The sequence below is a fragment of the Microbacterium sp. RG1 genome (genome assembly GCF_005347485.1).
Lineage (GTDB): Bacteria > Actinomycetota > Actinomycetes > Actinomycetales > Microbacteriaceae > Microbacterium > Microbacterium binotii_A.
Genome location: NZ_CP034121.1, coordinates 2128587 through 2154557, shown reverse-complemented (window position 1 = coordinate 2154557; position 25971 = coordinate 2128587). Strand labels below are relative to the sequence as shown.

General features: G+C 70.5%; 23 protein-coding genes. 11 read left to right on the top strand and 12 right to left on the bottom strand.

Features of this window, described 5'->3' with window-relative positions:
- The first annotated feature begins 24 nt into the window (after positions 1-24).
- The 6 genes from EHF32_RS10450 (at position 25) to treZ (ending at position 8842) form a co-directional block, all read left to right on the top strand.
- Positions 25-720: a GTP pyrophosphokinase gene (locus EHF32_RS10450; protein ID WP_137418117.1), complete on the top strand. Its 696-nt coding sequence runs from the start codon at positions 25-27 to the stop codon at positions 718-720.
- A 26-nt stretch (positions 721-746) separates the two neighbouring features.
- Positions 747-1226: a glutaminase gene (locus tag EHF32_RS10445; protein ID WP_137418116.1), complete on the top strand. Its 480-nt coding sequence runs from the start codon at positions 747-749 to the stop codon at positions 1224-1226.
- Positions 1227-1293: 67 nt separating this feature from the next.
- On the top strand, positions 1294-2328 hold the full coding sequence (locus EHF32_RS10440) for a DUF1266 domain-containing protein (RefSeq protein WP_238343683.1): 1035 nt from the start codon (positions 1294-1296) through the stop codon (positions 2326-2328).
- A 167-nt stretch (positions 2329-2495) separates the two neighbouring features.
- Positions 2496-4709, top strand: coding sequence for a glycogen debranching protein GlgX (glgX, locus tag EHF32_RS10435; RefSeq protein WP_137418115.1), 2214 nt, complete (start codon positions 2496-2498; stop codon positions 4707-4709).
- A 12-nt stretch (positions 4710-4721) separates the two neighbouring features.
- Positions 4722-7070 carry a malto-oligosyltrehalose synthase gene (treY, locus tag EHF32_RS10430; protein WP_137418114.1) on the top strand — a complete coding sequence of 783 codons (2349 nt, stop codon included), beginning with the start codon at positions 4722-4724 and terminating at the stop codon, positions 7068-7070.
- Between the two features lie 29 nt (positions 7071-7099).
- Positions 7100-8842 (top strand): malto-oligosyltrehalose trehalohydrolase, encoded by a 1743-nt coding sequence (gene treZ, locus EHF32_RS10425; RefSeq protein ID WP_137418113.1) that lies wholly within the window; start codon positions 7100-7102, stop codon positions 8840-8842.
- A 105-nt stretch (positions 8843-8947) separates the two neighbouring features.
- On the opposite strand, the gene EHF32_RS10420 is transcribed toward treZ, so the two are convergent.
- Positions 8948-9547, bottom strand: coding sequence for a DUF1349 domain-containing protein (locus EHF32_RS10420; RefSeq protein WP_137418112.1), 600 nt, complete (start codon positions 9545-9547; stop codon positions 8948-8950).
- Between the two features lie 236 nt (positions 9548-9783).
- On the opposite strand from EHF32_RS10420, the gene EHF32_RS10415 reads away from it, so the two are divergent.
- Together EHF32_RS10415 and EHF32_RS10410 are read left to right on the top strand one after the other, a co-directional pair.
- Positions 9784-10827, top strand: coding sequence for an isopenicillin N synthase family dioxygenase (locus tag EHF32_RS10415; protein ID WP_137418111.1), 1044 nt, complete (start codon positions 9784-9786; stop codon positions 10825-10827).
- A gap of 159 nt (positions 10828-10986) precedes the next feature.
- Positions 10987-11778 carry a tryptophan-rich sensory protein gene (locus tag EHF32_RS10410; RefSeq protein WP_137418110.1) on the top strand — a complete coding sequence of 264 codons (792 nt, stop codon included), beginning with the start codon at positions 10987-10989 and terminating at the stop codon, positions 11776-11778.
- Positions 11779-11790: 12 nt separating this feature from the next.
- Here EHF32_RS10410 and EHF32_RS10405 read toward each other — a convergent pair whose 3' ends face one another.
- The 3 genes from EHF32_RS10405 to EHF32_RS10395 form a co-directional block, all read right to left on the bottom strand.
- Complete coding sequence (locus EHF32_RS10405; protein WP_137418109.1) at positions 11791-12513, bottom strand: glutamine amidotransferase-related protein; 723 nt, start codon at positions 12511-12513, stop codon at positions 11791-11793.
- A gap of 45 nt (positions 12514-12558) precedes the next feature.
- On the bottom strand, positions 12559-13299 hold the full coding sequence (locus EHF32_RS10400; RefSeq protein ID WP_137418108.1) for a LysR family substrate-binding domain-containing protein: 741 nt from the start codon (positions 13297-13299) through the stop codon (positions 12559-12561).
- Between the two features lie 202 nt (positions 13300-13501).
- Entirely contained in the window at positions 13502-13909 is a 408-nt protein-coding gene (locus EHF32_RS10395; RefSeq protein ID WP_137418107.1) for a transferase, read from the bottom strand.
- 240 nt (positions 13910-14149) lie between these two features.
- On the opposite strand from EHF32_RS10395, the gene EHF32_RS10390 reads away from it, so the two are divergent.
- The gene (locus tag EHF32_RS10390) at positions 14150-14812 is read left to right on the top strand and encodes a YitT family protein (protein WP_137419207.1); all 663 of its coding nucleotides are present in this window, start codon (positions 14150-14152) and stop codon (positions 14810-14812) included.
- Between the two features lie 23 nt (positions 14813-14835).
- Here EHF32_RS10390 and EHF32_RS10385 read toward each other — a convergent pair whose 3' ends face one another.
- Both EHF32_RS10385 and EHF32_RS10380 read right to left on the bottom strand, forming a co-directional pair.
- Positions 14836-15618, bottom strand: a complete 783-nt coding sequence (locus EHF32_RS10385) for a DNA-formamidopyrimidine glycosylase family protein (protein ID WP_137418106.1) — start codon at positions 15616-15618, stop codon at positions 14836-14838.
- Entirely contained in the window at positions 15611-20230 is a 4620-nt protein-coding gene (locus EHF32_RS10380; RefSeq protein ID WP_137418105.1) for an ATP-dependent helicase, read from the bottom strand. Before EHF32_RS10380 ends, EHF32_RS10385 begins: the two co-directional genes overlap by 8 nt.
- A 126-nt stretch (positions 20231-20356) precedes the next feature.
- Between EHF32_RS10380 and EHF32_RS10375 the strand changes: the two genes are divergently transcribed.
- On the top strand, positions 20357-20683 hold the full coding sequence (locus EHF32_RS10375; protein ID WP_137418104.1) for a hypothetical protein: 327 nt from the start codon (positions 20357-20359) through the stop codon (positions 20681-20683).
- A complete protein-coding gene (locus tag EHF32_RS10370) occupies positions 20680-21006 on the top strand; it encodes a hypothetical protein (protein WP_137418103.1) in 327 nt (108 codons plus the stop codon). Before EHF32_RS10375 ends, EHF32_RS10370 begins: the two co-directional genes overlap by 4 nt.
- Here EHF32_RS10370 and EHF32_RS10365 read toward each other — a convergent pair whose 3' ends face one another.
- From EHF32_RS10365 to EHF32_RS10340, 6 genes are all read right to left on the bottom strand, one after another.
- Positions 21007-21387: a Sec-independent protein translocase subunit TatA/TatB gene (locus EHF32_RS10365; protein ID WP_137418102.1), complete on the bottom strand. Its 381-nt coding sequence runs from the start codon at positions 21385-21387 to the stop codon at positions 21007-21009. It abuts the gene before it with no gap.
- Positions 21368-22165: a twin-arginine translocase subunit TatC gene (gene tatC, locus EHF32_RS10360; protein ID WP_238343682.1), complete on the bottom strand. Its 798-nt coding sequence runs from the start codon at positions 22163-22165 to the stop codon at positions 21368-21370. The genes EHF32_RS10365 and tatC overlap by 20 nt, the downstream gene beginning before the upstream one ends.
- Entirely contained in the window at positions 22162-22395 is a 234-nt protein-coding gene (locus EHF32_RS10355; RefSeq protein WP_137418101.1) for a Sec-independent protein translocase subunit TatA/TatB, read from the bottom strand. The genes tatC and EHF32_RS10355 overlap by 4 nt, the downstream gene beginning before the upstream one ends.
- Positions 22396-22410: 15 nt before the next feature.
- On the bottom strand, positions 22411-23367 hold the full coding sequence (locus EHF32_RS10350) for an intradiol ring-cleavage dioxygenase (RefSeq protein ID WP_137418100.1): 957 nt from the start codon (positions 23365-23367) through the stop codon (positions 22411-22413).
- Between the two features lie 87 nt (positions 23368-23454).
- Positions 23455-25122, bottom strand: a complete 1668-nt coding sequence (locus EHF32_RS10345) for an ABC-F family ATP-binding cassette domain-containing protein (protein ID WP_137418099.1) — start codon at positions 25120-25122, stop codon at positions 23455-23457.
- Positions 25123-25302: 180 nt separating this feature from the next.
- Positions 25303-25944 (bottom strand): alpha/beta hydrolase, encoded by a 642-nt coding sequence (locus EHF32_RS10340; protein ID WP_192900636.1) that lies wholly within the window; start codon positions 25942-25944, stop codon positions 25303-25305.
- Positions 25945-25971: the final 27 nt, after the last annotated feature.

Genomic DNA, 25971 nt, shown 5'->3' with positions numbered 1-25971 from the left:
GCGGGCGCCCGTACGGTCGGAGACATGAAGGTGCCGCTCGAGCAGCAACAGATCATGATGTCCCCCGCGCAGCTGCGCGAGGTGCGTGATGAGCTGCAGCGGTTCCTGCTCGAGTACCGCTTCGGCATGCAGGAGATCGAGACCAAGATCTCGATCTTGCGGGACGAGTTCCTCCACATGCACGAGTACAACCCCATCGAGCACGTCACCAGCCGCTTGAAGTCGCCCGACAGTCTCGTGGACAAGGTCACGCGCAAGGGCATCCCCTCGGACTTCGCCTCGATCCGAGAGCACATCACCGACATCGCCGGAGTGCGCGTCACGTGCAGCTTCACGACGGATGCGTACCGGCTCTTCGATCTGCTGACCCAGCAGGACGACATCACGGTGCGCACCGTGAAGGACTACATCGCCACGCCCAAGGAGAACGGGTACAAGAGCCTGCACGCGATCGTCGAGGTGCCCGTCTTCCTCTCCACCGGCCCGGTACGGGTTCCCGTCGAAGTGCAGTTCCGCACGATCGCGATGGATTTCTGGGCGAGCCTCGAGCACAAGATCTACTACAAGTACGACCGCCAGGTGCCGATGGGGCTCACCGAGAGCCTGCGCGAGGCGGCCGAGACCGCGGCCGCGCTCGACGAGCGCATGGAACGACTGCACCGCGAGGTGCACGGCGAGCAGGGACACACGGCCAGCCCGCCGAACGTCATCCGCGTCTGAGGCTCGGGCGCGGTTAGGCTCGGCGCGTGGACGCCGTGGCCGAACTCCTGGATGCGGCCCGTCGCGAGCTGGGCGACGTGCCGCGCGAGGCGCTCGGCGTGTGGCGCAGCCGCCGCATCCTCGGTATCCCCGCGGCGCCGCGCATCGTGCCCGCGGGTTCCGCCTGGCATCTGGGTGTGCTCCTGCTGACGGAGGACGCCGTGCTCGCCACGGGCGAGGTCGTCCGCGCGCGGGAAGAGGTGCGGCGCGGATTCGCGGCCGAGTCGCAGCGGGAGCGGGCCGCGATCGCCGCGGCGGCCTTCCGGGGCGGATTCGCCGAAGGACAGAGTGTGCACGTCGGCTGGGAGCCGATCGATTCCGGTGCGGTGGACGCCGCATCCTCACCGCTGCGCCTCGGCGCCGACGGGCCTCTCGTGCGGTGGAGCGCGGCGGGCGGGTTCATGTCGCTGGGCGCGTACCTCGCCGAGCGCGTTGCTCTCGCCCGCACCCCGCCCGCCGGAGCGTGAACGCTGCGCCCGGTGCGCTGTTCACAGGGCGCGCACGACCGCCTCGACAGGGTGCCAAGATGTTCCGGTGAGTGCACCCGCGACCGTCCTGCAGAACCATCCGGGCGAGGTCGAGTTCCCGGTGCGGACGCGCTGGCGGTACGTGCGTTTGATGGAGCGGCGCCGGCGCGCCGATCCGCGGCAGATGCGGCGTCGGGCGGTCCCGGTGACCGCGATCGCCGTCCCGTTCGGCATCGCGGCGGTCGTCCTGTCGGTGGGCTCGTGGGCCAACGGCACAGCGACCTCGTTGTTCGTCATGTTCGCCCTCGGCACGATGATCGGGCTGCTGGTCGCCTCGACCGCGTTGTCCTTCTTCGATGCCTCCGCGCCGTTGCGCGCGCAGCGGCGTTATCTCGCCCTCGCCGCTCGGCCGCCGCTGACAGAGCGTCAGCAGCAGATCCTCGCGCTCGATTCCGCCAGCGACTTCGCGATCCGCGGCTGGAACTCGTCGCTGGCGTTCACGCCGACCTTCGCGGAACTGCCGCAGCAGGTGCGGTCGAAATATCAGGACGGGCAGCGCGGCGCTCCGTGGCTCGCCCTTCCGCTGCCGCCGATCGCACAGCTGCGCGCTTCCCTCGACGAGCAGTACAAGATCGTCTCCGGCTCGGATGCTGAGCTGCTCGTCGCCGACACGCTGTCGCAGGGTCTGCTGTCGGCCCGATTCGCGGAGATCGCGAACAGTGACGACGCCGAGCGCATGATGTCGCGGGTCGCAGCCCTCACCGGTCTCCCCGTCTTCGACATCCACGATCTCGCGCGAGGGAGCGAGCAGCACCCGCCCCGCCTCCTGCTGGCGGCCGATATCGAGCGCGCGATCGGCGCTGTGCGTTACGCCTATGTCGCCGACTACCTGGATGCTGCGGATGCGTGGCGGCTGCTGGAACAACTCGCCGCCAGGGCATTCGCGGTGTACCGGAACCCGGACGACTACTGGCGCGAGGTCGTCATCGCGACGGCCTTCCGCTCCGACTCCCTCGAGGCCGTGCAGCGCCAGCGCGCCGCGATCGCCGAGCTGGGCAGTTCTGCCTGGACCGCCGCATCCGTCGCCTGGCCCGCCGCCTGACGCGGCGTCACCCGGGCGCCGGATCCGGAGTCCTCGCGGCGGTCCGCGTCAAGCCCTGCGCCGGCCTCACCTTGATGAGCCATGCTCCGGTGGTGACCGACGAAACCGCGCCCTCCGCGTCCACTAGTGTGAAATCCCCTGCATCCGATGCCCCGGGAGGCGACGACGTGCACACCTGGCCCGGATCGGCATATCCCCTGGGGGCGACGTACGACGGGAACGGTACGAACTTCGCCCTCTTCAGCGAAGGCGCCGAGCGGGTCGAGTTGTGCCTGTTCGACGACGACGGCGTCGAGACGCGTCTCGACATCATCGAAGTCGACGCGTTCGTCTGGCACGCCTACCTGCCCAACGTCGGCCCGGGGCAGCGCTACGGCTACCGCGTGCACGGTCCGTACGACCCCGCGTCGGGCCAGCGATTCAACCCCAACAAGCTGCTGCTCGACCCGTACGCGAAGGCCGTCGACGGTCAGATCGACTGGGACCAGTCGCTCTTCGGCTACAACTTCGGCGACCCGGATTCGCGCAACGACGACGACTCCGCCGCGCACATGATGAAGGCCGTCGTCATCAACCCCTTCTTCGACTGGGGCGGCGACCGCCAGCCGAAGACGCCCTACTCGGAGACCTTCATCTACGAGGCTCACGTGAAGGGCCTCACCAAGCTCCATCCCGGAATCCCCGAGGAGATCCGCGGCACGTACAGCGCGATCGCGCATCCGGTCATCATCGAGCACCTCAAGAAGCTCGGCGTGACCGCCATCGAGCTCATGCCCGTGCACCAGTTCGTCGACGACGACACCCTGCAGCAGAAGGGGCTGTCGAACTACTGGGGCTACAACACCATCGCGTTCCTCGCGCCGCAGAACACGTACTCCTCCACGGGCGGCAGCGGGCAGCAGGTGCAGGAGTTCAAGGGCATGGTGCGGGCGCTGCACGCGGCCGGCATCGAGGTCATCCTCGACGTGGTCTACAACCACACGGCCGAGGGCAACCACCTCGGGCCGACCCTGTCGATGAAGGGCATCGACAACGAGGCGTACTACCGCCTCGAAGCCGACGACAAGCGGTACTACACGGACTACACCGGCACGGGCAACAGTCTCAACGTCGGCAACCCCCACGCGCTGCAGCTGATCATGGATTCGCTGCGCTACTGGGTGCTCGAGATGCACGTCGACGGCTTCCGGTTCGATCTTGCCGCCACCCTCGCACGCGAGTTCTACGAGGTGGACCGCCTCGCCGCCTTCTTCGAGCTCGTGCAGCAGGATCCGATCGTCAGCCAGGTCAAGCTCATCGCCGAGCCATGGGATGTGGGACCCGGCGGATACCAGGTGGGCAACTTCCCGCCGCAGTGGACCGAGTGGAACGGCAAGTACCGCGACACGGTGCGCGATTTCTGGCGCGGCGAGCCGGCCACGCTCGGCGAGTTCGCCTCGCGGCTCACCGGTTCCGCGGACCTGTACGAGAACTCCGGGCGGCGGCCGGTCGCATCCGTCAACTTCGTGACCGCGCACGACGGATTCACCCTGCGCGACCTCGTCTCGTACAACGAGAAGCACAACGACGCGAACGGCGAGGACGGCAACGACGGCGAATCGCACAATCGCTCGTACAACTTCGGCGTCGAGGGTCCGACCGACGACGTCGAGGTGCTGACGCTCCGTGCCCGCGCCCAGCGCAACTTCATCGCGACGCTGCTGCTCAGCCAGGGCATCCCGATGCTCCTGCACGGCGATGAGCTCGGCCGCACGCAGGGCGGCAACAACAACGGCTACGCGCAGGACAACGAGATCACGTGGGTCGACTGGGAGAACGTCGACCTTCCCCTGATCGAGTTCACCGCGGCGCTGTCGCGTCTCCGCCGCGATCACCCCACGTTCCGTCGCAGCCGCTTCTTCGATGGACGTCCGGTGCTGCAGGAAGAGGACGCGCCCGTGCCCGACATCGTGTGGCTGCGTCCCGACGGCACGCCCATGCGTCCCGAGGACTGGGACTCCGGCTTCGGCCGTGCCGTCGGCGTCTTCCTCAACGGCAACGGCATCCGCGAACGCGATCGCCGGGGCGAGCAGATCATCGACAGCCACTTCATCGTGCTCTTCAACGCCGGCGATGAGCCGGTGGAGTTCACGCTGCCGAACGTCGACTTCTCGCCCGAATGGGACGTGCTCGTCGACACCGCCGGCAACCGTGCCGACTCGGAGCCCGTCCGCCCGGGCGACGTGCTGCCGGTCGAGACCAAGTCGCTCATCGTGCTGCGCGAGCACCACGAGAGTGAGGCGGAGCCCGACCACTCGGTCGCCGCATCCCTGACGCAGAACCTCACGGTCCCTGTCGACGAGGTGCCCGGCGCTGCTCCCAAGTCCGAGCTCCCGCACTGACCCGGAGGACGCATGCTGCCCGCCTCGACCTACCGCCTGCAGATCCGTCCGAGCTTCGATCTGGATGCGGCCGCCGCCGTCGTCCCCTACCTCGCCGACCTCGGCGTGGGTTGGGTGTACCTGTCGCCGCTGCTGAAGGCGACGACCGGCTCCGATCACGGCTACGACGTCGTCGACTCCTCCCTCGTCGACCCCGCCCGCGGCGGTGGTGAGGCGCTCGACCGGTTCGTGGCGGCCGCCCACGACGCGGGGCTCGGCGTGCTCGTGGACATCGTTCCCAACCACATGGGGGTCTCGATCCCGCGCGAGAACCCGTGGTGGTGGGACTACCTGCGCCTAGGCGAGGCGTCCGTGCGAGCGGCCGCGTTCGACGTCGATCGCGCGCTCGACGACGGACGGGTGCGCCTGCCCGTCCTCGGTGCTCCGCTCGCGGAGGTGATCGGCGAGATCACCGTCGACCCGACACCCGCTCCGGATGCGCCCGACGGGTTCGTGCGCTACTACGACCACGAGCTGCCGCTCGCGCCGGGCTCGCTCGAGGGCCTCGAGCCCGACGACGTCGCCGCGGTGCTCGACCGACAGCACTACGAGCTGCGCTTCTGGCGCGACGAGGCCGCGCTGCTGAACTACCGGCGCTTCTTCGCCGTGACGACGCTCGCCGCCGTCCGCGTCGAGGACCCGCGCGTCTTCGACGACGCGCACGTCGAGATCCTGCGGTGGGTGCGCGAGGGGCTCGTCGACGGTCTGCGCGTCGACCACCCGGACGGGCTGCGGGACCCGGGCGGGTACCTCGCGCGCCTCGCCGAGGTGACGAACGGCCTGCCCGTGTGGGTCGAGAAGATCCTCGAGCGCGGCGAGGAGCTGCCCTCGTGGTGGCACACCGTCGGCACGACCGGCTACGACGCGCTCGGCGAGATCGAGCGCGTGCTCGTCGACCCCGCCGGGCGAGCGGGACTCGACGCCCTCGACGCACAGCTGCGCATCGAGACCGGACTGCCCCCGGCGCCGTCCTGGGGCGAGCTCATCCACGGGACGAAGCGCGAGATCGCCGATACGATCCAGGCCTCAGAGGTCGCGCGGCTGGTGCGCCTGCTGCCGACACCCATCCCCGGGGCGCGAGACGCCCTGGCCGAGCTCCTCGCCCTGTTCCCCACCTACCGCAGCTACCTGCCGGCGGGGCGCGCGTGGCTCGACGAGGCGGCGGAGGCCGCATCCGCTGCCCGACCGGATCTCGCCGAGGCGATCGCCGCTCTCGTACCGCTGCTCGCCGACGGCTCGAGCGAGCTCGCGCAGCGCTTTCAGCAGACGACCGGGCCGGTCATGGCGAAGGGGGTCGAAGACACCGCGTTCTACCGCTTCACCCGTCTCGGTTCGCTGACCGAGGTCGGGGGAGACCCCTCCGAGTTCGCGCTCGACGTCGCCGGATTCCACGCCGCCTTCGCCCGCAGGCACGCCTCGTGGCCGCACTCGCTCACCGCGCTGTCGACGCACGACACGAAACGCGGCGAGGACGTCCGGGCGCGGCTCGACGTGCTCTCAGAGATCCCCGAGCGGTGGGCGGAGACGCTCGACGCGCTGCGCGAGATCGCGACGACCGGCCACGGACCGTTCGACGCGCTGCTCTGGCAGGCCGTCATCGGTGCCTGGCCCGCGAGCGCCGAGCGCCTCCACGCCTACGTGGAGAAGGCCGCACGCGAGGCCGGCGAGGCGACCAGCTGGCTCGAGGTGAACGAGGACTTCGAGCGGAGGATGCACGCCGTCGTCGACGCCGCCTTCGGCCCGGCGCGCCCGCTCGTCGAGTCGTTCGTCGCCGAGATCGCCGCGGCCGGCTACTCGAACGGCCTGTCCGCGAAGGTCCTCCAGCTCGCCGGCCCCGGCATCCCCGACGTGTACCAGGGGTCCGAGCTGTGGGAGCAGTCGCTCGTCGACCCGGACAACCGCCGCCACGTCGACTTCGCCGCCCGCGCCGCCACGCTCGCGCGGTTGGATGAGGGGCTCGTGCCGCCCGTGGACCAGGGCGCCGCAGCCAAGCTCCTGGTGGTCTCCCGCGCGTTGCGCCTGCGTCGTGACCGCCCGCACCTGTTCACCCGCTACACACCGGTGACCGTGACCGGCGCCGCCGCCGAGCACGCGGTGGCCTTCGATCGCGGCGGAGCGATCGCGGTCGCGACCCGGCTGCCGGTGGGTCTCGCGGCCCGCGGCGGATGGGGCGACGCCACGCTGCTGCATCCCGCCGGCGCTGTGCAGGACGAGCTGACCGGCCGGGTCTTCGACACCGAGCCGATCCCGCTCGCCGAACTGCTGGCGACCTACCCGGTCGCCCTCCTCACGCCGGTCGCGCTCGCGGCGCCGCGCGCATGACGACCCGGCCACGAGACGAGGACGAGACGATGATCGAGCTCTGGGCGCCGAAGGCGCGGCGGGTGAGGATGCGTTCGGGTGCCGGGCTCGGCCGCGAGAGTGAGCTGACCGCGGCGGCGGACGGATGGTGGCAGGCCCCGGTCGATCTCGCCGACGGCGAGCGATACGGGTTCGTGCTCGACGACGGCGAGCTGCGCCCCGACCCGCGCTCGCGCCGGCAGCCCGACGGTGTGCACGCGGCATCCGCGTGGGTCGACACCGCCGCGTTCGCGTGGACCGACGCGGCGTGGACCGGCCGGCAGCTGGCGGGCGGTCTGATCTACGAGCTGCACCTCGGCACGTTCACGCCGGAGGGGACGCTGGACGCGGCGATCGAGCGGCTGCCGCACCTGGTCGAACTGGGCGTGAGTCACATCGAGCTGCTGCCCGTGAACGGGTTCAACGGCGTCTGGAACTGGGGCTACGACGGCGTCGCCTGGTACACCGTGCACGAGGCCTACGGCGGCCCGGCGGGATACGCGCGCTTCGTGGACGCGGCCCATGCCGCGGGCCTCGCCGTCGTGCAGGACGTCGTGTACAACCACCTCGGTCCGTCCGGGAACTACCTCCCGGAGTTCGGCCCGTACCTGCGCGAGGGCACCCGTAACACCTGGGGCGACTCCGTCAACCTCGACGAGCCGGCCGTCCGCGCCTACATCGTCGAGAACGCTCTGATGTGGCTCCGGGACTACCACGTCGACGCGCTGCGGCTGGATGCGGTGCACGCGCTGCACGACGAGCGACCCGTCCACATCCTGCGCGAGATGGCGGAGGCCGTCGACGCCCTGTCGGCGCACGTCGGCCGGCCGCTGACCCTCATCGCCGAGAGCGACATGAACGATCCGACGCTGATCCTGCCGCGCGAGGCCGGCGGCTACGGTCTGGCCGCGCAGTGGAGCGACGACTGGCATCATGCCGTCCATGTCGCGCTCACCGGTGAGGTCACCGGCTATTACGCGGACTTCGCCGCATCCGACGCGCTCGAGAAGGTGTGGACGCGCGGGTTCTTCCACGACGGCACGTACTCGTCGTTCCGGGAGCGCCACCACGGGCATCCGATCCCCGCGGAGGTGCCGACCTGGCGTCTCGTGACCTTCGCCCAGGACCACGATCAGATCGGCAACCGCGCCGCAGGCGATCGGCTGAGTGCGACGCTCTCGCCCGACCGGCTGGCGGTCGCGGCCGTGCTGACGCTGACCGCGCCCGGAACGCCCATGCTCTTCATGGGCGAGGAGTGGGGCGCGTCGACCCCGTGGCCGTTCTTCACCTCGCATCCGGAGGAGTGGCTCGGCGAGGCGGTGCGGAAGGGGCGTGCGGAGGAGTTCGCGAAGACGGACTGGGACGAAGCCTCGGTGCCCGACCCGCAGGATCCGGCGACGTTCCAGAGCGCCAAGCTCGTGTGGGAGGAGGCCGAGGCGGGCGACCATGCCCGCATCCTCGCGCTCCACCGGAACCTCGCGCGGCTGCGGCGCGAGCGGCCCGAGCTCACCGACCCCGCGTCGGCGCACCTGTCCGCCGCGATCGAGCGACCGGATGCGGCGCCGTCCGCGCGCCGGTTCGTGCTGGGCCGCGGGCCGTTGCGGGTCATCGTGAACCTCGCCGCCGAGCCGTGGCACGTGCCGCTCGAGGCGGCGGAGGACGTGCTGCTCGCCACCGCCCCCGTCTCGCCCGCTGCGGGCGCGGTGACCGTTCCGGCGGATGCCGCCGTGGTGCTCGGCCCGCCGCGGGGCTGAGGTCGCCGCATCCCGCCGAATGAGCATTCATTCGTCGAACGAGCATGCAATGCAGTGCTCACGCGGCGAATGGATGCTCGCTCGGCGAACGGCTCGGCCCGGCGCTCAGCTCCCGTCGCGCACGTCCGCGAGCTGCTCGCGGACCAGGGAGATGTCCCGGAAGCGGGCGGTCGCGGCCGGGCCCATGGGCGCCTGCGACATGAAGCCGACCCGCGGGCGTGTCGACGCGTTCAGCCGGAACTGACGCACGAAGCGCCAGACGACGCCATCCGTCGAGTAGTGGAAGGCGTACGCGCCGCCCGGAAGGCTCGACACGCGGAGCCAGACCGACCCCTCCCGGATGACGGGGCCGTTCGCGTCGTCGGAGTAGCGATCCGTCACGACGCTGACGACCATCTCCTCGCCCTGCGGCGAGTTCTCGAAGCACAGCTTCGCCCAGCTGTCCTCGTCGACCCACAGGGTGAGTACAGCGGCATCGAATGTGGTGCGAGGGGTGTCCACCGACACGCACGCGGAGAGTTGGAAGGGTTCGTCGATGTCGAAGGAGAGACTGGTCGAGGTGTGCGACGGCGGCGCACCGGTCGCGTCGTTCGTCCAGTCGACCTCCGCGTCGGAGGTGAGCGCCAGCACGTCGCCCTCCCGGTCGTACCGACCCTCGCTGTGGGTCCAGGTCAGAGGCGGTAGCCCCGGCAACTCAACCGTCATGGTGGTGATCCCCCTTCATCGCGAACCCCTCCGAATCTACAAGCGCACCGTCTCACGCCCGACCGGGCAGGCCGTGCGAGATGTAACGCGGGGGAAACGCAAGCCGTCTAGCCTGGCGGCAGCGTTCATGTAAACACGCGCCGCGGCCGTCGGAAGCCGCGGTGGGAAACCGTGAAGTGGCTACCTCGATACCCATCGGTCGCCCTTCCGAGGGCGATCCCCACCCAGGAGTCGCCATGACCTTCCACGTCCCCCTCGTCGACATCACCGCGTACGTCTCCGACGGCAGCCCCGAGGCGAAAGCCGAGGTCGCGCGCTCGATCGACGACGCCTGCCGCACGGTCGGCTTCATCCAGATCACCGGACACGGCATTCCGGATGCGGTCACCGCCGGCCTGACCGACGCGATGGACCGCTTCTTCGCCCTCGATCTGGAGCAGAAGAAGACCTATCGCACACCCCCGCAGATCAACCGCGGCTACAGCCCGCCCAAATCCGAGTCCCTCAGCCTCTCGCTCGGCGTCGAGTCGGCGAACCGGATGAACGACTTCTTCGAGGCGTTCAACGTCGGTGCCGCACAGGCCGCCTATCCCGCATCCCCGGGTCTTCCGCAGCCGGAGTACGCCGACAACCTGTGGCCCGACGTCGACGGTTTCGAGGCGCAGGTTCAGGCGTACTTCGCCGAGGCGGCGCGCGTGGCACGCACGATGACCCGCATCTTCGCCGACGCGCTCGGGCTGGAGCCCGAGTTCTTCGACAGACGCACCGGCCACTCCCTCGACGTCATGCGGATGAACAACTACGCGCTGCCGCCCGGGACCGACGTGACGTTGGACGGCGACCTCGTGGGCATGGGCGAGCACACCGACTACGGCATCGTGACGATCCTCTGGGCCGACCAGGTGAAGGGCCTGCAGGTGCTCGGCGCCGACGGGTCGTGGAATGACGTCGCTCCCGCCGACGACGCGCTTCTCATCAACCTCGGCGATGTGACGGCGCGCTGGACGAACGAGCGGTGGATGTCCACCCTGCACCGGGTGAAGCCGCCCGTGATCGACGGCACGATCGAGCGTCGCCGATCGGCCGCCTTCTTCCACGACGGCGACGTGGACGCGCTCATCGAGACGCTGACCTCCTGCATCGACGCGGAGCACCCGGATCTGTACGAGCCCATCACCGTGGGCGACCACATCCGTGCGAAGCTCGCGGGCTCGCGCGAAGGGAAGGCGAACGAGAAGGCGGAGCGGGAGTCTCAGCGGGTGCTCTCGAGCTACCGCTGACCCCCGACCCTCCCGCCGAAGGAGCATCCGTTCGTCGAGCGAGCATGCAATGGAGTGCTCACTCGACGAATGGGTGCTCGCTCGACGACGGGAACATCGAGCCGCCGATGGGGCTGTCAACCCCTGGCGTGGGATAGCTAGATTATCTAGCGTTATGGCATGAACGTCGCCACCTCGCGCTCATCCGACCTCACGCGTCAGATCGTCGTCCTGGCTGCGACCGGCTTCATGCTGGTCGCAGCCATGGTCGGTACCGGCCTGTTCGGCGGCACCGCCGTGCAGGACCTGCAAGACGGTGCCCTCGACGCCGATGCGAGCTATCTCGCGCCGGCCAGGCAGGCGTTCTCGATCTGGTCGGCGGTCTACCTGGGGCTCATCGCCTACGCGATCTGGCAGGCGCTACCGGGTCAGCGCTCGAGTGAGCGCCAGCGACGTCTCGGGTGGTTGATCGCCGCGACCGAGGTGCTCAACGGCCTCTGGCTCGTCTCGGCGCAGTTCACCACGCTGCCGCTGACCGTGCTCGTCATCGTGCTGCTGCTCGTCGCCCTCGCGATCACGTGGCGCCGTGCCATCATGCAGCCGCGCGAGGGTGCCGTGTCCGCCGTGCTGATCGACGGCGTGACGGGACTTCACCTCGGTTGGGTGACGCTCGCGACGGTCGCGAACACCGCGGCGTTGCTGACCCGCATCCTGCCCGCCGGCGCCGAGGACGCGGCGGACGTCTGGGGCATCGTCGTCCTGGTCGCCGTGGCGGCGATCGGATGCGGCATCGCCTGGTTCGGCCGCGTCGCGCCCTCCCTCGCCCTGTGCTGGGGGCTTTCGTGGCTCGCCGTGGGTCGACTGACCGATCAGCCGCACAGCGCGGCGATCGGCACGGCCGCCGTCTGCGCCGCGGTGGTCATCGCCCTCGTCACCGTCGTGCGCGTCGCGCAACGGTTGCGTCGCCGCTGAGTCGACCGTCTCTCACAGACGCGCGAAGGCGTGCAGGATGCGGGCGGGCTCGGTGACCGGGGAGGCCAGCACACGAGCAGCCACCACGTCGAACTCGCTCGGATCGAAGTATCCACCGTCGCGATAGATCCGCATGCGCGCCGTGAAGTCCTGCGGCGTGAGCTCGGGGTGGAACTGGGTCGTGTACAGGCTCTCGCCGACGCGGTACGCCTGCACGGGGCAGTCCTCGTTCGTGGCGAGCAGGACGGCGTCGGACGGCAGGATGTCGGTGCCCTCCTTGTGCGCCGTGAAGGCGTCGAATCGCTCGGGCAGCCCACCGAACACCGGGTCGCGGCGCCCCGCATCCGTGAGGGCGACGGTCGTCGCACCCGTCCCCTCGGGATACGTGTCGGCAACGGTGCCCCCGAAGACGCTGGTGACGACGCCGATGCCGTAACAGGTGAACATCGCCCGCGTCGCGCCGGACGCGGCGGCCTCGGCCACGCGGGCGAGGTCGTCCTCGAGCCTGCTCTGCACCGCACCCTTGTCGGAGGTCGTCACGTTGAAGGGGCTGCCGCCGACGACGAAGCCGGCGTAACTCTCGATCGCGTCGGCCGGCAGGGGGGCTCGGACCAGATCCCATGCGTGGAGTCCGTCGGCGTCGCGTCCCATCGCGATGCGGAACGATGCCCACTCCGCCTCGGCCGCATCCCGCTGCGGGCGCGCGCAGAGGTACAGCAGCGGGCGGGAATCCATCCTGCGATTCTATGGCGCGGCTGTGGTGGCCGCCGCTGAGGCCGCTCAGTCGCGCGATGACTGCGCGGTGCGGCCCCTGACGATGCCGATGAAGGTGTCGACGAGCGGCGAGGCGTCCTCGCGCGGCCACGCGAATCCGACGGGTGAGGTCGCCGCGCCCGTGAGCGCCCGGTACTCGACGTCCTTGCGGTGGTGGAGCCGGGCGAGCGACATCGGGACGATCACGATGCCCACACCCGACGCGACGATCTCGATGGCGTCCGCCGTCGTCGCAGGTGCCGCGAAGGCCGGGGGGACGGTGCCGGGGACGTGCGGGTCGAGTACATCGTCCGCCGGGACGATGAGCACCTCGCCCGCGAGGTCTTCGGGCGCGAGCGCCTCTCCCGCGGTGAGGTGCGAGTCGGCGGAGAAGGCGACCACGGACGTCTCCTCATAGAGGCGGATGAGATGCCAGCGGTCGGCGTCGACGGGCGGGCGGACCAGCGCCGCATCCACCTGCCCGCTCTGCAACGCCTGCTCCTGCGTGGCGACCTCGAGCGGTACGAGTTCGAGGGGGGTGCGCGGCATCCGTTCGTGCCAGATGTCGATCCACTTGCCGGGCGTGGCCCCCGGGATCGCGCCGAGGCGGAACGGGCCCTCGGGGATCTGCGGCTCCGGAGTCGGGGCCGGCTTCTTGGGGGACGTGCGGGGCGATCCCTTCTGGGGCGGCCGGTGCGCGGCGGTGCTGCGGGTCGCTGCGGAGCGTGCGGGCTTCCTCCCGCCCTTCGGTGACCCTCGACCAGCCATGCCCCCAGGCTAGCCGCCGCGAGCTCGTGGCTCGCGAGGCGCGTGTGGTGCCGAGGGGCGTGCGGGGCCCGAGGCATCTGCGCAGATGCGACGCAACTCGGGTATGAGGGGTGCCCCCGCAACGACAGTTCGCCTGTCTCATCTCGCGCCGGTGGGCGCGATCTGGGACAGGCGAACGATGCGGGTGACGGATGCGGTGCGCTCAGGCGGCGGAGCGAAGCCCCCGACGATCGGTGGCCACACGCTCGCCCTGGGCGATGGTCTGGTCGTCGCCGATCAGCGAACCACCGGCGACACTCGCTCCGGGGCCGATCTGCGTGCGCACGCCGATCTGCGCGCCGGCGCCCACATGTGCGCGGGAACCGATGTGCGCGTGCGGCGCGATCTTGACCTTCGGGCCGATCACGACGTCGCTCTCGATCCACGCCCCGCGGCCGACGTAGACGTCAGCAGCGATCTGCGCGCCGGGCTCCACATAGGCGCCCGCTTCGACCACCGCCGTCGGGTGGACCTTCGCGCCGTTCGCGATGAGCCCGCGTCCATTCACGTGCTTGCGGTAGCGCAGCATCTCACCGCGCTCGTTCTCGATATCGATGTAGTTCTTGCCCACGATCGCCTCCTCCGGACCTCGAGGTGCCAGCACTGATCGAAACGATCCGGTACGGGGTTTCATTCCCGACCCGGCACTCTCCCGGCCTTGAACCCTATTCGGAGCCGACGCGGGATCGGATGCGGGTTGCGCCGTACGCTTCGACGACCTAGCAGCGGCGCGGGGCCGCCTCATCCAAGTGGCACGATGGACGACGTGAACGAGCCGCATCCGGAGCCCGCCGAGTCCGCCGCCGACGCGATGGAACCGGAGCTCGGAGCGCGCCCGAGCGCCCCTGAGACCGCCTCGACGCTGGTCTTCGACGTCAAGCAGACGGCGCACAGTGTGCCGGAGGACATCCTTGGCATTCTGACCGGCACGTTCGCCGCCTCGCTCGGTCTCTACCTGCTGCAGTCGGCGGGCTCGGTCACTGGCGGCACCGCGGGCGTCGCGCTGCTGTTCGACTACGCGACCTCATGGCCGTTCTGGTTGATCTTCGCCGTCGTGAACCTTCCCTTCGCCGTGCTGGCGATCTGGAAGAAGGGGTGGGATTTCACCCTGCGTACGGCGGTCTCGATCGCGCTCGTGTCGGGATGGTCGGTCGTGCACCACGCACTCCTGCACATCGAGAGCCTGGACCCGATCTACGGCACACTCGGCGGCAACCTGCTGGCGGGCGTCGGTCTGCTGATCCTGTTCCGCCACAAGGCGAGCCTGGGCGGGATCAACATCGTCGCCCTGCTGATCCAGGAGCGCACCGGTTTCCGTGCGGGCTGGACCCAGCTGATCCTCGACCTCGTGATCATCCTGATCTCGCTGCTGGTGATCCCGGCACCCGCCGTGCTGCTGAGCGCGATCGGCGCCGTGCTGCTGAACCTGGTCCTTGCCATGAACCACAGGCCCGGCCGCTACATCGGGCACTGATCCCGGCGCCGTCAGCCGCGCGATCAGGCGGGCGCGGGCTGGCAGCGCGGGCACCAGAACACATTGCGTTCTGCCGTCGGCGAGGCACCCAGCGCGGTCTCGCGGATGAGGGTGCCGCAACGACGGCACGGTCTGCCGGCGCGCCCGTACACCCAGGTGCGTTCTCCGGCGCGGTCCTGGCCGGTGAACGTCCGCGCGGGACGGTCCCGGTTGGCGCGGATCATGCGCGCACCGGTCTCGATGAGCCCGGCGGCATCGATCTCGGTCGCGGGTGTCTCGGGATGGATGCCGCGCACGAAAAGCAGCTCGTTCGCATAGACATTGCCGAAACCCGCGACGTTTCGCTGATCGAGCACCGCGACGTGGGCGGCACGCGTGTCGGCGCCGAGTCTGCGAACGGCCTCGGCAGCATCCCAATCGGCACCGAGCAGATCGGGGCCGAGGTAACCGACGAGCTCGTCCTCCCGCGCGGTCGGGACCACCTCGATCATGGCCAGATCGAAACCGACCGCATCCGCCGTCGCGACCCCGACGATCGCCCGGGCCTTGAAAGCGGGTTTGCGCCATCGGGCGCCGGGGGCGTAGACGTGCCACTCGCCCTCCATCTTCAGATGCGAGTGCAGCGTCTGATCGCCGATGCGCGCCAGCAGATGCTTGCCGCGCGGCACGACCGCGTGCACGGTCTGGCCCCGCAAGTCGAGTGTCGCGAGCTGCGGAACACGCAGATCGAACCGCTCGACGACGCGCCCGGCCAGGGCGGCGTGCAGGCGGGCCGCCGCGCGGTAGACGGTGTCGCCCTCAGGCACGCGTCGACCGCTCCGCTCGCGCCGCGTCCCCGGGGGTGAGCCGACGCAGCGTCAGGCCCCGTGTGGACTCGACGAAACCGGCATCGCGCAGCAACCGGCCCAGCACCGTGCCGAAGACGAACGCACCGTCTACCTGTTCGATCGTGAGGGTTTCGAGCCTCCCGGCGCGCGCGGTCTGCGCGAGCGACGCCGCGGCGGCCGCGAGGGCGTCCTCATCGTCGGTGAAGCTCAACGCCGTCTTGCCACCGCGCTCCAGATACAGCACGAGGTCACCGTCGACGAGCACGACCAGCGCCCCCGCCTTGCGCCCGGGTCGATGCTTCACGCCCTCGCGCGCCGGCCAACCGAGCGCTGCCCCGTAGGGATTGGCGGGATCGGTCGCCGCGAGGGTGACGCCGCTGCGAGGCGGCGGGTCGCCCACCGCGGCGAACTCGCGGAGTCTGTCGATCGTCGCCGACGCGGCGAACTGCGCCGCGCCCAGCTTCTCGATGAGGTAGCCGCGTCGGCAGTGCCCCGCCTGCTCGAACTGGGCGAGCACGCGGTACGCCTGGGCGAAGCCTCCGGGCAGGCCCTCGTTCTGCACGGAGCCGCGGGTCACCACGCCGTAGCGATCCAGCAGCAGTGACGCCGCGGCGGTGTGGCGCAGCGTCGGGTCGCTCTCGGGCGTCGGAAGCAGCGACCACCGCCCGCCGACGGATGCGGGCCGCGCCGGAGCCGTCGGGCGCGGCATGCTCGTGCCGCGGAACGTCCGCGCGCGCGGCGCCCGCCGGGCCACCCGATGCGCCTGCGAGCCGCCCGACAGCAGCCCGCGTACGGGGGCGAAGGTGTCGTTGGTCACCCGGCCCGCCCACGCCAGTCGCCAGAGCGCGTCGACGACGGACTGCTCGTTCTCCGCCTGCGCGAGCTCTCGCACCTGCGCGGCGAAGTACGCGCCGCCGGCGGCGAGAACCTCGAGGATGCGGGCGTCGAGCGAATCGGCGGCGACCTCGTCCTCGGGGACGGCCAGAGTCAGGGAAGCGGCGTCGGCGGGATGCAGTGACACCCACCCGTCGCGGCCGGGGAGCGCGCCGTGTCCGGCCCAGACGACCTCTCCCGTGGCCGTCAGCTCGTCGAGCATCGAGGGCGTGTAGTCCCTGACCCGTGAAGGCAGGACGAGAGACTCCCAGGCGCTCGCGGGGATCGGGACACCGGCGAGCTGCTCGATGACGGCGAGGGCGCCGTCGATCCCCTCCAGGGGTCGGGTCACGTGCTGCCAGACCGGGAGGAAACGGGCGAAGGCGTCGGGGGAGACGGGCTCGACGCTGCCCCGGATGGCGGCCAGCGACCGCATCCGCAACCGCCGGAGCACCTCGCTGTCGCACCATTCGGTGTCGTCGCTGCGGCGCGCGGCGGACTCGGGCAGGAAGAAGCCGCTCGTGACCCGCCCCGATGACTCCAGGCGCTGAAGCGTGTGCCGTGCGACAGCGACCCCGACACCGAACCGCTCGGCGACCTGGTCGGCGGTGAACGGGCCGTGTGTGCGGGCGTGCCTCGCGACGAGGTCGCCGAGCGGATCCGCCACCGGCTCGAGGAACGCCACGGGCAGTCCCACCGGAAGAGCGGCGCCGAGGGCGTCCCGCAGCCGCCCCGCATCCTCGATCGCGGCGATCCGTTCCGCCCCGGCGATACCGACCCGGATCGCGCGGCGGCCCTCGACCAGCTCCGTCGCATACCGCGCCGCCTCCTCGCCGTCGGTCAGGCGCAACGTCAGCTCGTCGACGCCGAGAGGTCCGAGCAGACGCAGCAGATCGGCGACGCCCTCGAGCCCGTGGGCTCTGCGCTCGTCGTCGAGTCGCTGCGCCTCCCGTTCGAACTGGGCGATGACGTCGGGATCGAGCAGCTCGCGCATCTCGATCTTGCCGAGCAGCTCGCCCAGCAGCGCCGGGTCGACCGAGAGCGCGGCGGCGCGGCGCTCGGCCAACGGCGAATCGCCCTCGTACATGAACGCGCCGACGTAGCCGAACAGTAGATCGCGCGCGAACGGGGAGGGCTGCGAGGTCGTCGTCTCGACCAGACGGATGCGTCGATCCGCGATCTTGCGTGCGATCCCGGTCAGCGCCGGAAGGTCGTAGACGTCCTGCAGCACCTCGCGCAGGGTCTCGAGGATGATCGGGAAGGTGGGGTGACGGCGTGCGACTTCCAGCAGCTGCGCCGAACGCTGCCGCTGCTGCCAGAGGGGGCTGCGACGGTTGGGATTCGTCCGCGGCATCAGCAGGGCACGGGCGGCGCATTCGCGGAATCGTGACGCGAAGAGCGCGGAGCCCCCGACCTCGTCCGTGACGATCTGCTCGAGCTCGTCGGGGTCGAACACGAAGAGTTCGGCGCCCGGTGGTTCCGCCTCGGCATCCGGGACGCGGGCGATGATCCCGTCATCGCTGGCCACGGCGGACCCCTCGACGCCCAGGCGCTCCCTGATGCGGGCGTTGACCGCCAGCGCCCACGGTGCGTGGACCTGCATGCCGTACGGGGAATGGAGGATGACGCGCCAGTCGCCGACCTCGTCGCGCCCGCGCTCCACCGTGAGCGAGCGATCGGTGGGGACCGAACCGGTCGCCTCGCGCTGCTCTGCGAGGTAGGCGAGCAGGTTGTCCTGCGCGAAGGCGTCCAGCCCGGCCTCGGTCAGGCGTTCCCGGGCGCGGGCGGGCTCGGCGGCCGAGACCTCACGCGAGAAGGCGCCCAGTGCCTCGCCGAGCTCTGCCGGTCTGCCGAGCCCGTCGCCGTGCCAGAACGGGACTTTGCCGGGTTGGCCGAACGCGGGCACCACGTTGACGCGGTCGTGCGTGATCTCGACGATGCGCCAGCTGGTCGTGCCGAGCGTGAACACGTCGTTCACCCGCGACTCGTAGACCATCTCCTCGTCGAGCTCTCCGACGCGGGCGTTCTGGCTCTCACCCGCGACGAACACGCCGAACAGGCCGCGGTCGGGGATCGTGCCGCCGCTGGTCACCGCGATCCGCTGCGCGCCCGGACGGCCCGTGAGCGTGCCGTGATCGCGATCCCACACGAGCCGCGGCCGGAGCTCCGCGAACTCGTCGGACGGGTATCGACCCGCCAGAAGATCGAGCGTCGCCTCGTAGGCGGAGCGGGGGAGCGTCCGGAACGGTGCGCTGCGCCGCACGGTCTCGAACCAGTCCTCGACCTCGATCGCTCCCCGTGCGGCGGCCGCGACGGTCTGCTGGGCGAGGATGTCGAGCGGGTTCTGCGGCACGCGGATCGACTCGATCCGACCCGCCAGCATCCGTTCGGTGACGATCGCGGTGTGCAGCACGTCGCCGCGGTGCTTCGGGAACAGGGCCGCGCGGCTGACCTTGCCGACCTGGTGACCGGCGCGACCGATGCGCTGCAGTCCCGATGCGGCCGATGGCGGCGCCTCGACCTGGATCACCAGATCGACCGCTCCCATGTCGATGCCGAGCTCCAGGCTGCTCGTGGCGACGACGCAGCGGAGCACGCCCGACTTCAGCTCGTCCTCGACGATGGCGCGCTGCTCTTTGGACACGGAGCCGTGATGCGCCTTGGCGAGCACCGGTTCGGCGCCCGCGGTGGCCCCCGCCTGCGCCATCATCGCCGCCGGCACGGCGGGGTCGGGCAGGTCGAGCCCCAGCCGTTCGCTGTAGATCTCGTTCAAACGGCCGGTGAGGCGCTCGGCGAGCCGGCGGGAGTTCGAGAAGACGATCGTCGAACGGTGCTGGAGGATGCGGTCGACGATCGCCTCTTCGACGTGCGGCCACAGCGAGCCCGTGACCTCGGTGCTCTCGCCCCCGCCCGACGCGAACCAGTCCTCGCCCTCGGCTTCGGCCTGCTGCCCGGGAGGAGGCGGCGGATGCAGCATGTCGTCGACGGGCACCACGACGGTCATGTCGAAGGCCTTGGTGGCGCGCGGGGCGACGATGTCGACGGGCGCCGCACCCCCGAGGAACCGTGCGACCTCGTCGATCGGGCGGACGGTCGCCGACAGGCCGATGCGCTGCGCCGGAGTCTCGAGCAGCGCGTCGAGGCGTTCGAGACTGACGGCCAGGTGCGCTCCGCGCTTGGTGGCAGCCACCGCGTGCACCTCGTCGATGATGACGGTGTGCACGCCGCGCAGGGTCTCGGACGCCTGGCTCGTGAGCATCAGATAGAGCGACTCGGGTGTGGTGATGAGGATGTCGGGCGGATCGCTCACGAGCTTGCGTCGGTCCGAGGACGTGGTGTCTCCGGAGCGCACACCGACGCGCACGTCGGGCGCGGCGAGGCCCAGGCGCCGGGCGGACTGCCCGATTCCCACGAGGGGCGAGCGGAGGTTGCGCTCCACGTCGACGCCGAGCGCCTTCAACGGAGAGATGTAGAGGATGCGGGTGCGCGGCTCATCCTTCGCGGGGGTCGGCGACGCCGTCCGCTCGCGGAACACGCTGTCGATCGCCCAGAGGAAGGCCGACAGTGTCTTTCCGGAGCCGGTGGGGGCGACCACGAGCGCGTGGCGTCGTTGCGAGATCGCGTGCCAGGCCCCTGCCTGCGCATCGGTCGGAGCGGCGAAGGCGCCCCGGAACCAGTCCTGCGTGGCAGGCGAGAACTGGCCGAGCACATCACTCACCCGATCATTGTGGACGTAGCCGCCGACACCTGGGCGGGGATTGCGCTCAGAGCGCAGGCGTAGACGCCGACGGTGCCGAGGTCAACGGGGGTGTGAGGGCGCAGCGCTGCGCCTACCGTGGCAGACATGGACACGACACACGAGAACGATCGCCCGGTGCGCTCCTCGGCGTGGCGCATCGTGGCCTTCGCTGCCCTCATGCTGGTCCTGGCCGGCATCATCGGCGGCTTCACCGCCGCCATCACCCAGAGCCTGGTCGCCGCGATCATCGCCGGCGCCGTCGTCGTCGTGCTCGGCGCGCTGTGGGTGCCTCGCGTCCTGCGCGATACTCCGCCGCCGCAGCACCGCCCCGGCGAGCGTCCGGGTTATGAACAGTTCGGGCCGCTCGGCCAGCCGAACACGGTGGGTCTGGGTAACGTGGGGGGCTCTTCATCGACGGGAGCGAACGGATGACGAACGACACATCGCCGTACGACGAGCAGCAGCCCCTCCGGCGCCCATCGATCGGCGCCATCCTGGGGGTCGTGCTCGGGATGCTGGCACTCGCCGCCGTGCTCGCCGTGGTCCTGGGCATCGTCACGCAGAGCCTCGCGGTGATCTTGGCCGTGGTGGTGGTGATCGGCGCGATCACCGCCGTGTCGGTGTGGCGCATGATGCGCGGCGTCGGCTCGTCGGTGCGTCCGATTCAGGACCATCGTGCAACCGCGGACCACGGGCCCTATGGACAGCCGGGTGCGCCCGGCATCGGAGGAGCGGGGCGCGACGGCGGCCGCTGATCAGCCGTCGCCCTCGCTGGACGGCTGCGTCTGCCGTACCTGCACGCGTCGGGGATGGGCCGAGGTCCCTTCGATCCGCCACGTGATCGGCGTCGGCGTCGCCGGGTCGGCCGCTGCCGTGACCGGGGGAACGTCGGGCGCTGTCAGCGCCTCACGGACGATACGGCGAGGGTCGTATCGTCGCGGATCCAGCTCGCGCCAGTCCTCTTGACGCAACCCGGTCTCCGCGATCACCCGATCGCGGCCCGCCTCGATCGCGCCGCGCGTCCTGCGGAGGAACTGAGCCAGAGCTCGAGCAGCCTCGGGCAGGCGATGCGGGCCGAAGACGAGCGTCGCGAGCAGGATGACGAGGAACAGCTTCTCAACCGTGAGTCCGAACACGGTCTTCTCCTCTCGAGGTCAGGGTATGACTCTTCCGCTGCGCGTCGAGGCGGTCATTTACGGCTGTGACCGCCCATGCGCCGGCGAAGAGCACGACGAGCGGGACGGCCACCACGAACATCGACAGGATGTCCGCGGCAGGGGTGGCGATCGCGCTGAAGAGAACGATGGCCACGACCACCCACCTCCAACTCCGAGCGATGGTGCGCGAGGGGAGGATGCCGAGTGCGTTGAGCAGAACCAGCAGAACCGGCGCGACGAAGGCGATCCCGCACACGACCACGATCTTGAGGACGAAGTCGACGTACGTCGACGCGTCGAGGACGGTGGAGTCCTCCGCAGCGGCGAAGGAGCTCAACAGCTCCACCATGTGCGGGAACAGTGCGAGACCGAAGGCCGCGCCGACGAGGAAGAGCGGTAGCGCGGCGGCGAAGAAGCCGAACAGGTAGCGCTTCTCCCGACGGGTGAGGCCGGGGGCGACGAATCCGAAGATCTCGGCGATCCACACCGGGCTCGACAGGGCGAGCCCGGCGATGAGGGCGACGCGCAGCCGCAGATCGAAAGCCCCGGTGATGCTCGTGTAATTCAGGCTCGCGTCCCGTGTCGCCGCGATCTGCTCGATCGGCACGCGCACGATATCCAGCAGGTTGCCGGAGAGGGCGAACCCGACGACCACGCCGAGCACGATGGCCACCGTCGCCCGCGTCGCCCGCTGTCGCAGCTCGCGCATGTGCGTGCGAAGCGGCATGCCGGCCGGCGGTGCGACGGTGGCGCTCATGAGCTCGAACCGGTGCGGAGACGGTCGTCGGTCTCGTGCTGCGCGGGGGCGAGGTCGACGCGCTCGGGCGCAGCCGGTGCCGCAACGGGGGGCTCCGTGGATTCGGACCGGAGGATGCGGACGGACTGGCCCACACTGCGCGCGAGCGCCGGCAGCTTGGCTGCGCCGAAGATGAGCAGGACGATGGCCAGCACGATGAGCGCGTGCCATCCGGTGAGGTTCTGGAACATGACGGATCCTTTCGGTCAGCGGCCGCCGCCGGGCGCGGCGCCGGCGGAGGGAGTGGTGGTGGTGTCGACGCGGACGGTGAGGGTCGTCGAGTAGCCGTTCGACGCATCACCGGACACCGTGGGGAGCTGGAGAGCGGCGCTGTCGTTGCCGAACACGTTGTCGTTGGACAGAGACACCTGGGAGAGATTCTGCAGTGAGCCTTCGTAGGCGGATTGCGCGTATACGTCGGTCGTCATTGACTCGGGGATTGCCATCTGCGAGGTGGCGATGGCGTTCGACGCATCGGTGATGTCGTCGATGCTCGGGTACACCTCGAAGTGGATGTGGGGCCAGCGGCCGCTGTAGCAGGCGGGGACGATCGAAGTGAAGGTCACCTGCCCGTTCGCATCCGCCACCTGCACACCGCGCAGCCACGTCTCGTCCTCGACCCCTTCGGAGTACATCGAGTAGCGGCCCTGGGCGTCGCAGTGCCAGGCATACACGGCGACTCCGGTGAATGGGGTGTCGCCGTTCGCCATGTCGGTGATGGTGAAGGTGAAGGTCAACGGCACTCCGTCGACGGCCGTCGAAGAGCCGATGCTGGTGCGCAGGTCGCTGCGCACGATGCCGCTCTGCTCGAGCACGTCGGGTCCGTTGGAGCCGTCGCCCGGGTACGGTCCTGCCGTCTCGTCCGGGATCTCTCCCGCCGGCAGCGCGGTCGTCGTCGTTGCGCTGGTGGACGATGCAGACGGCGTCGCGGTGGGCGTCGACGTCGAGCTCGTGGTGCTGGCGGAGCTGACGGGTGCGCACGCGGCCAGCGCCGCCGTGCCCAAGCCCACCCCCACCAGCCCGAGGACTCCGCGCCGGGTGATGAGCGTGCGGACATCGAAGGGTGCGCCCTGGTCGACGACCTCCTCGTCCGGCCGGTCCAGCAGCCTGCCTTCGTAGGCGGGGCCCCGGAGGGTCTGCTCGGCATCGGGGATGCGCTTCATGATCGTCTCCTGACATGTCGGCGAGGGATGTTGAACCGATCATGAGAGATCCGATGAGGCGCGCGCTTTGGGATTCCTTTGTGCGTCCTATGATGCGGCGTCGCTCTGTCGCACCTCCCGCATCCCCTCCTCCTCGATCTCGAGGACCGTGTCGATGCCCAGGCGGGAGAGGAACTCGTCGTCGTGGCTGACCGCGACGAGCGCTCCGCCATAGGCGGAGAGCGCATCGACGAGCTGGTCGACCGTCTCCAGATCGAGGTTGTTGGTCGGCTCGTCGAGCAGGAGCAGTTGCGGCGGCGGATCGGCGAGCAGCAGACGCGCCAGGCAGACTCGGAACCGCTCGCCGCCGGAGAGGGTGGCGAGGGTGCGGTCGACGGTCGCGCCTCGCAGCAGGAACCGCGCTAGACGGTTGCGCAGCTCTGCGGTCGGCATCGTCGGTGCCGCATCGGCGACGGTCGACAGCACGGTCGCGTCGTCGTCGAGCCCATCCAGGCGCTGCGGAAGGTATCCCACCCGTTCCGTGAGCAGAACCGCACGAGCAGAACTCAGCCAGACCGGGCCGACCTGCCGGTCGCCTTCCCCGTCCGGGCCCGTTCCGGCTGAGCCGTGCGCGGTTCTCCCCGCCAGTCGCTCGAGGAGAGTCGACTTGCCGGCGCCGTTCGATCCGACGATCGCGATCCGCTCGGGGCCCTGCACCGTCCAGGTGCGGTCGCCGTCGCCGATCTCGGCGAGGCGCCTGCCCGCAGCGACCTGCGGGTCGGGCAGATCTAGATGCACGCTCTCGTCGTCGCGCACGCGCCGCTCCGCCGTATCGAGCGCGTCGCGCGCGGCGGATTCACGATCGGCGACCATGCCGCGGAGCTTGCCCGCCGACACCTGCGCCGCGTGCTTACGGCCACCGGCGATGATCTTGGGTACGCGCTTCTCGACCTGCGCCTTGTGCGCCGTCCTGGCGCGTCGTGCGAGCGTCGTCTCCGCCTCGATCCGCTGGCGCTTCTCGCGCCGCACGGCGGATGCGGCCGTGCGCTCGGCGGCGCGTGCCGCATCCTGCTCGTTCGCCAGATGCTCGCGCCACGCGCGGTAGCCTCCGCCGAAACGCGTGAGGCGGTTCGCATACAGCTCCGCCGTCTCGGCCATCCCGTCCAGAAGCGCCACGTCGTGGCTCACGACGATCAGGGCGCCCGGCCAGTCCGCGAGCAGATCGCGCAGCCGGGCGCGCGCCGCACGGTCGAGATTGTTGGTCGGCTCGTCGAGAAGGGTCACCGCCGCCCGGCGGGCCCGCAGTCCCGCCGTCGCGACGAGCACGGCTTCGCCGCCGGAGAGCTGGCCGACGCGCCGGTCGAGCGCATCGCCGGGAAGCCCGGCGGCATCGAGCGCGGCGACGGCGCGGGCTTCCGCGTCCCAGTCGTCGCCGATCGTGTCGAAGTGGCGCGCGTCGACGTCGCCCGCCTCGATCGCGCGCAGAGCGGCCAGCACCTCGCCCAGACCCAGCAGGTCGGCGACGGGACGGTCGGCATCCAGGGTGAGCCGCTGCGGCAGCACGGCCACGTCGCCGTCGACGCCGAGGTGACCGGATGTCGGATGCAGCTCGCCCGCGATCAGGCGCAGCAAGGTGGTCTTGCCGGAGCCGTTGCGTCCGACGAGACCCGTGGTTCCGGTGCCGAACGTGCCGGAGACCTCCCTCAGAGCGGCCGTGCCGTCCGGCCACGAGAAGGAGAGGCGGTCGAGGACGACCGCGGCGGAGAGAGCGGGCATGGTGCCTCCCAGGATGTCGGTGGAAGCACTGACACCCGGGTGCCCGCGGGCACGGTGATCGACGGGGTCAGCGCGTGGGCTGGAAGCCGTCGAGGAAGTACACCGGTTCGACCTTTCGGAAGGGGCAGGACTCGAAGACCCTACCGACCGCGGCGGGCGATGTCCAGACCGAGCAAGGGGTCAGCCGAGCTGACGCACGAGGAACGCCCGGATATCGACGAGCTCCTCCGCGCTGACGGAGTGGCCGAGGCCGGGGTACAGGCGCCCGGTGAGGTCGACGTGATCGGGCAGCCACTGCGCGGTGTGGGTGATGAGGGGAGCGGGGATCGCCTCGTCGGCGGAACCGCGCCCCCAGAACACCGGCGGGCGCCGCGCGGCGAGCGCAGCATCCGTGTCGAGCTCACCCGGGGTGACGTAGCCGCTGAGATTCACCGCGAATGCGAAGCGGTCGGGCTGCCGGCGCAGGGCCTGCAGCGAGACGGCGCCGCCCTGCGAGAACCCCAGGAGTCCGACGGTCTCGGCCGTGCTCGTGCGATCCAGCCAGGTGATGAGCGCGTCCGCACCGGCGGTGATCGCTCCCGCGTCACGGCCGTTGAGGCCCTCGATCGGGTACCACGAGTAGCCCGGTGACGGCCACGGTGGTGCGAGCGGCGCGCGCACGGCGGCCATGCGGTACTCGGCCGGCAGATGCGACGCCAGGGAGAAGAGGTCGCGTTCGTCGCTCGCGTAGCCGTGCAGCAGAACCAGCAGCGGGCGATCGGCGGTGTCGTCGTCGTCGGAGAACAGCACGGCGTCGTCGTCGAGCATCGGGGTGGCATCCATCGCTCCATCCTCTTACCCACCACCCCC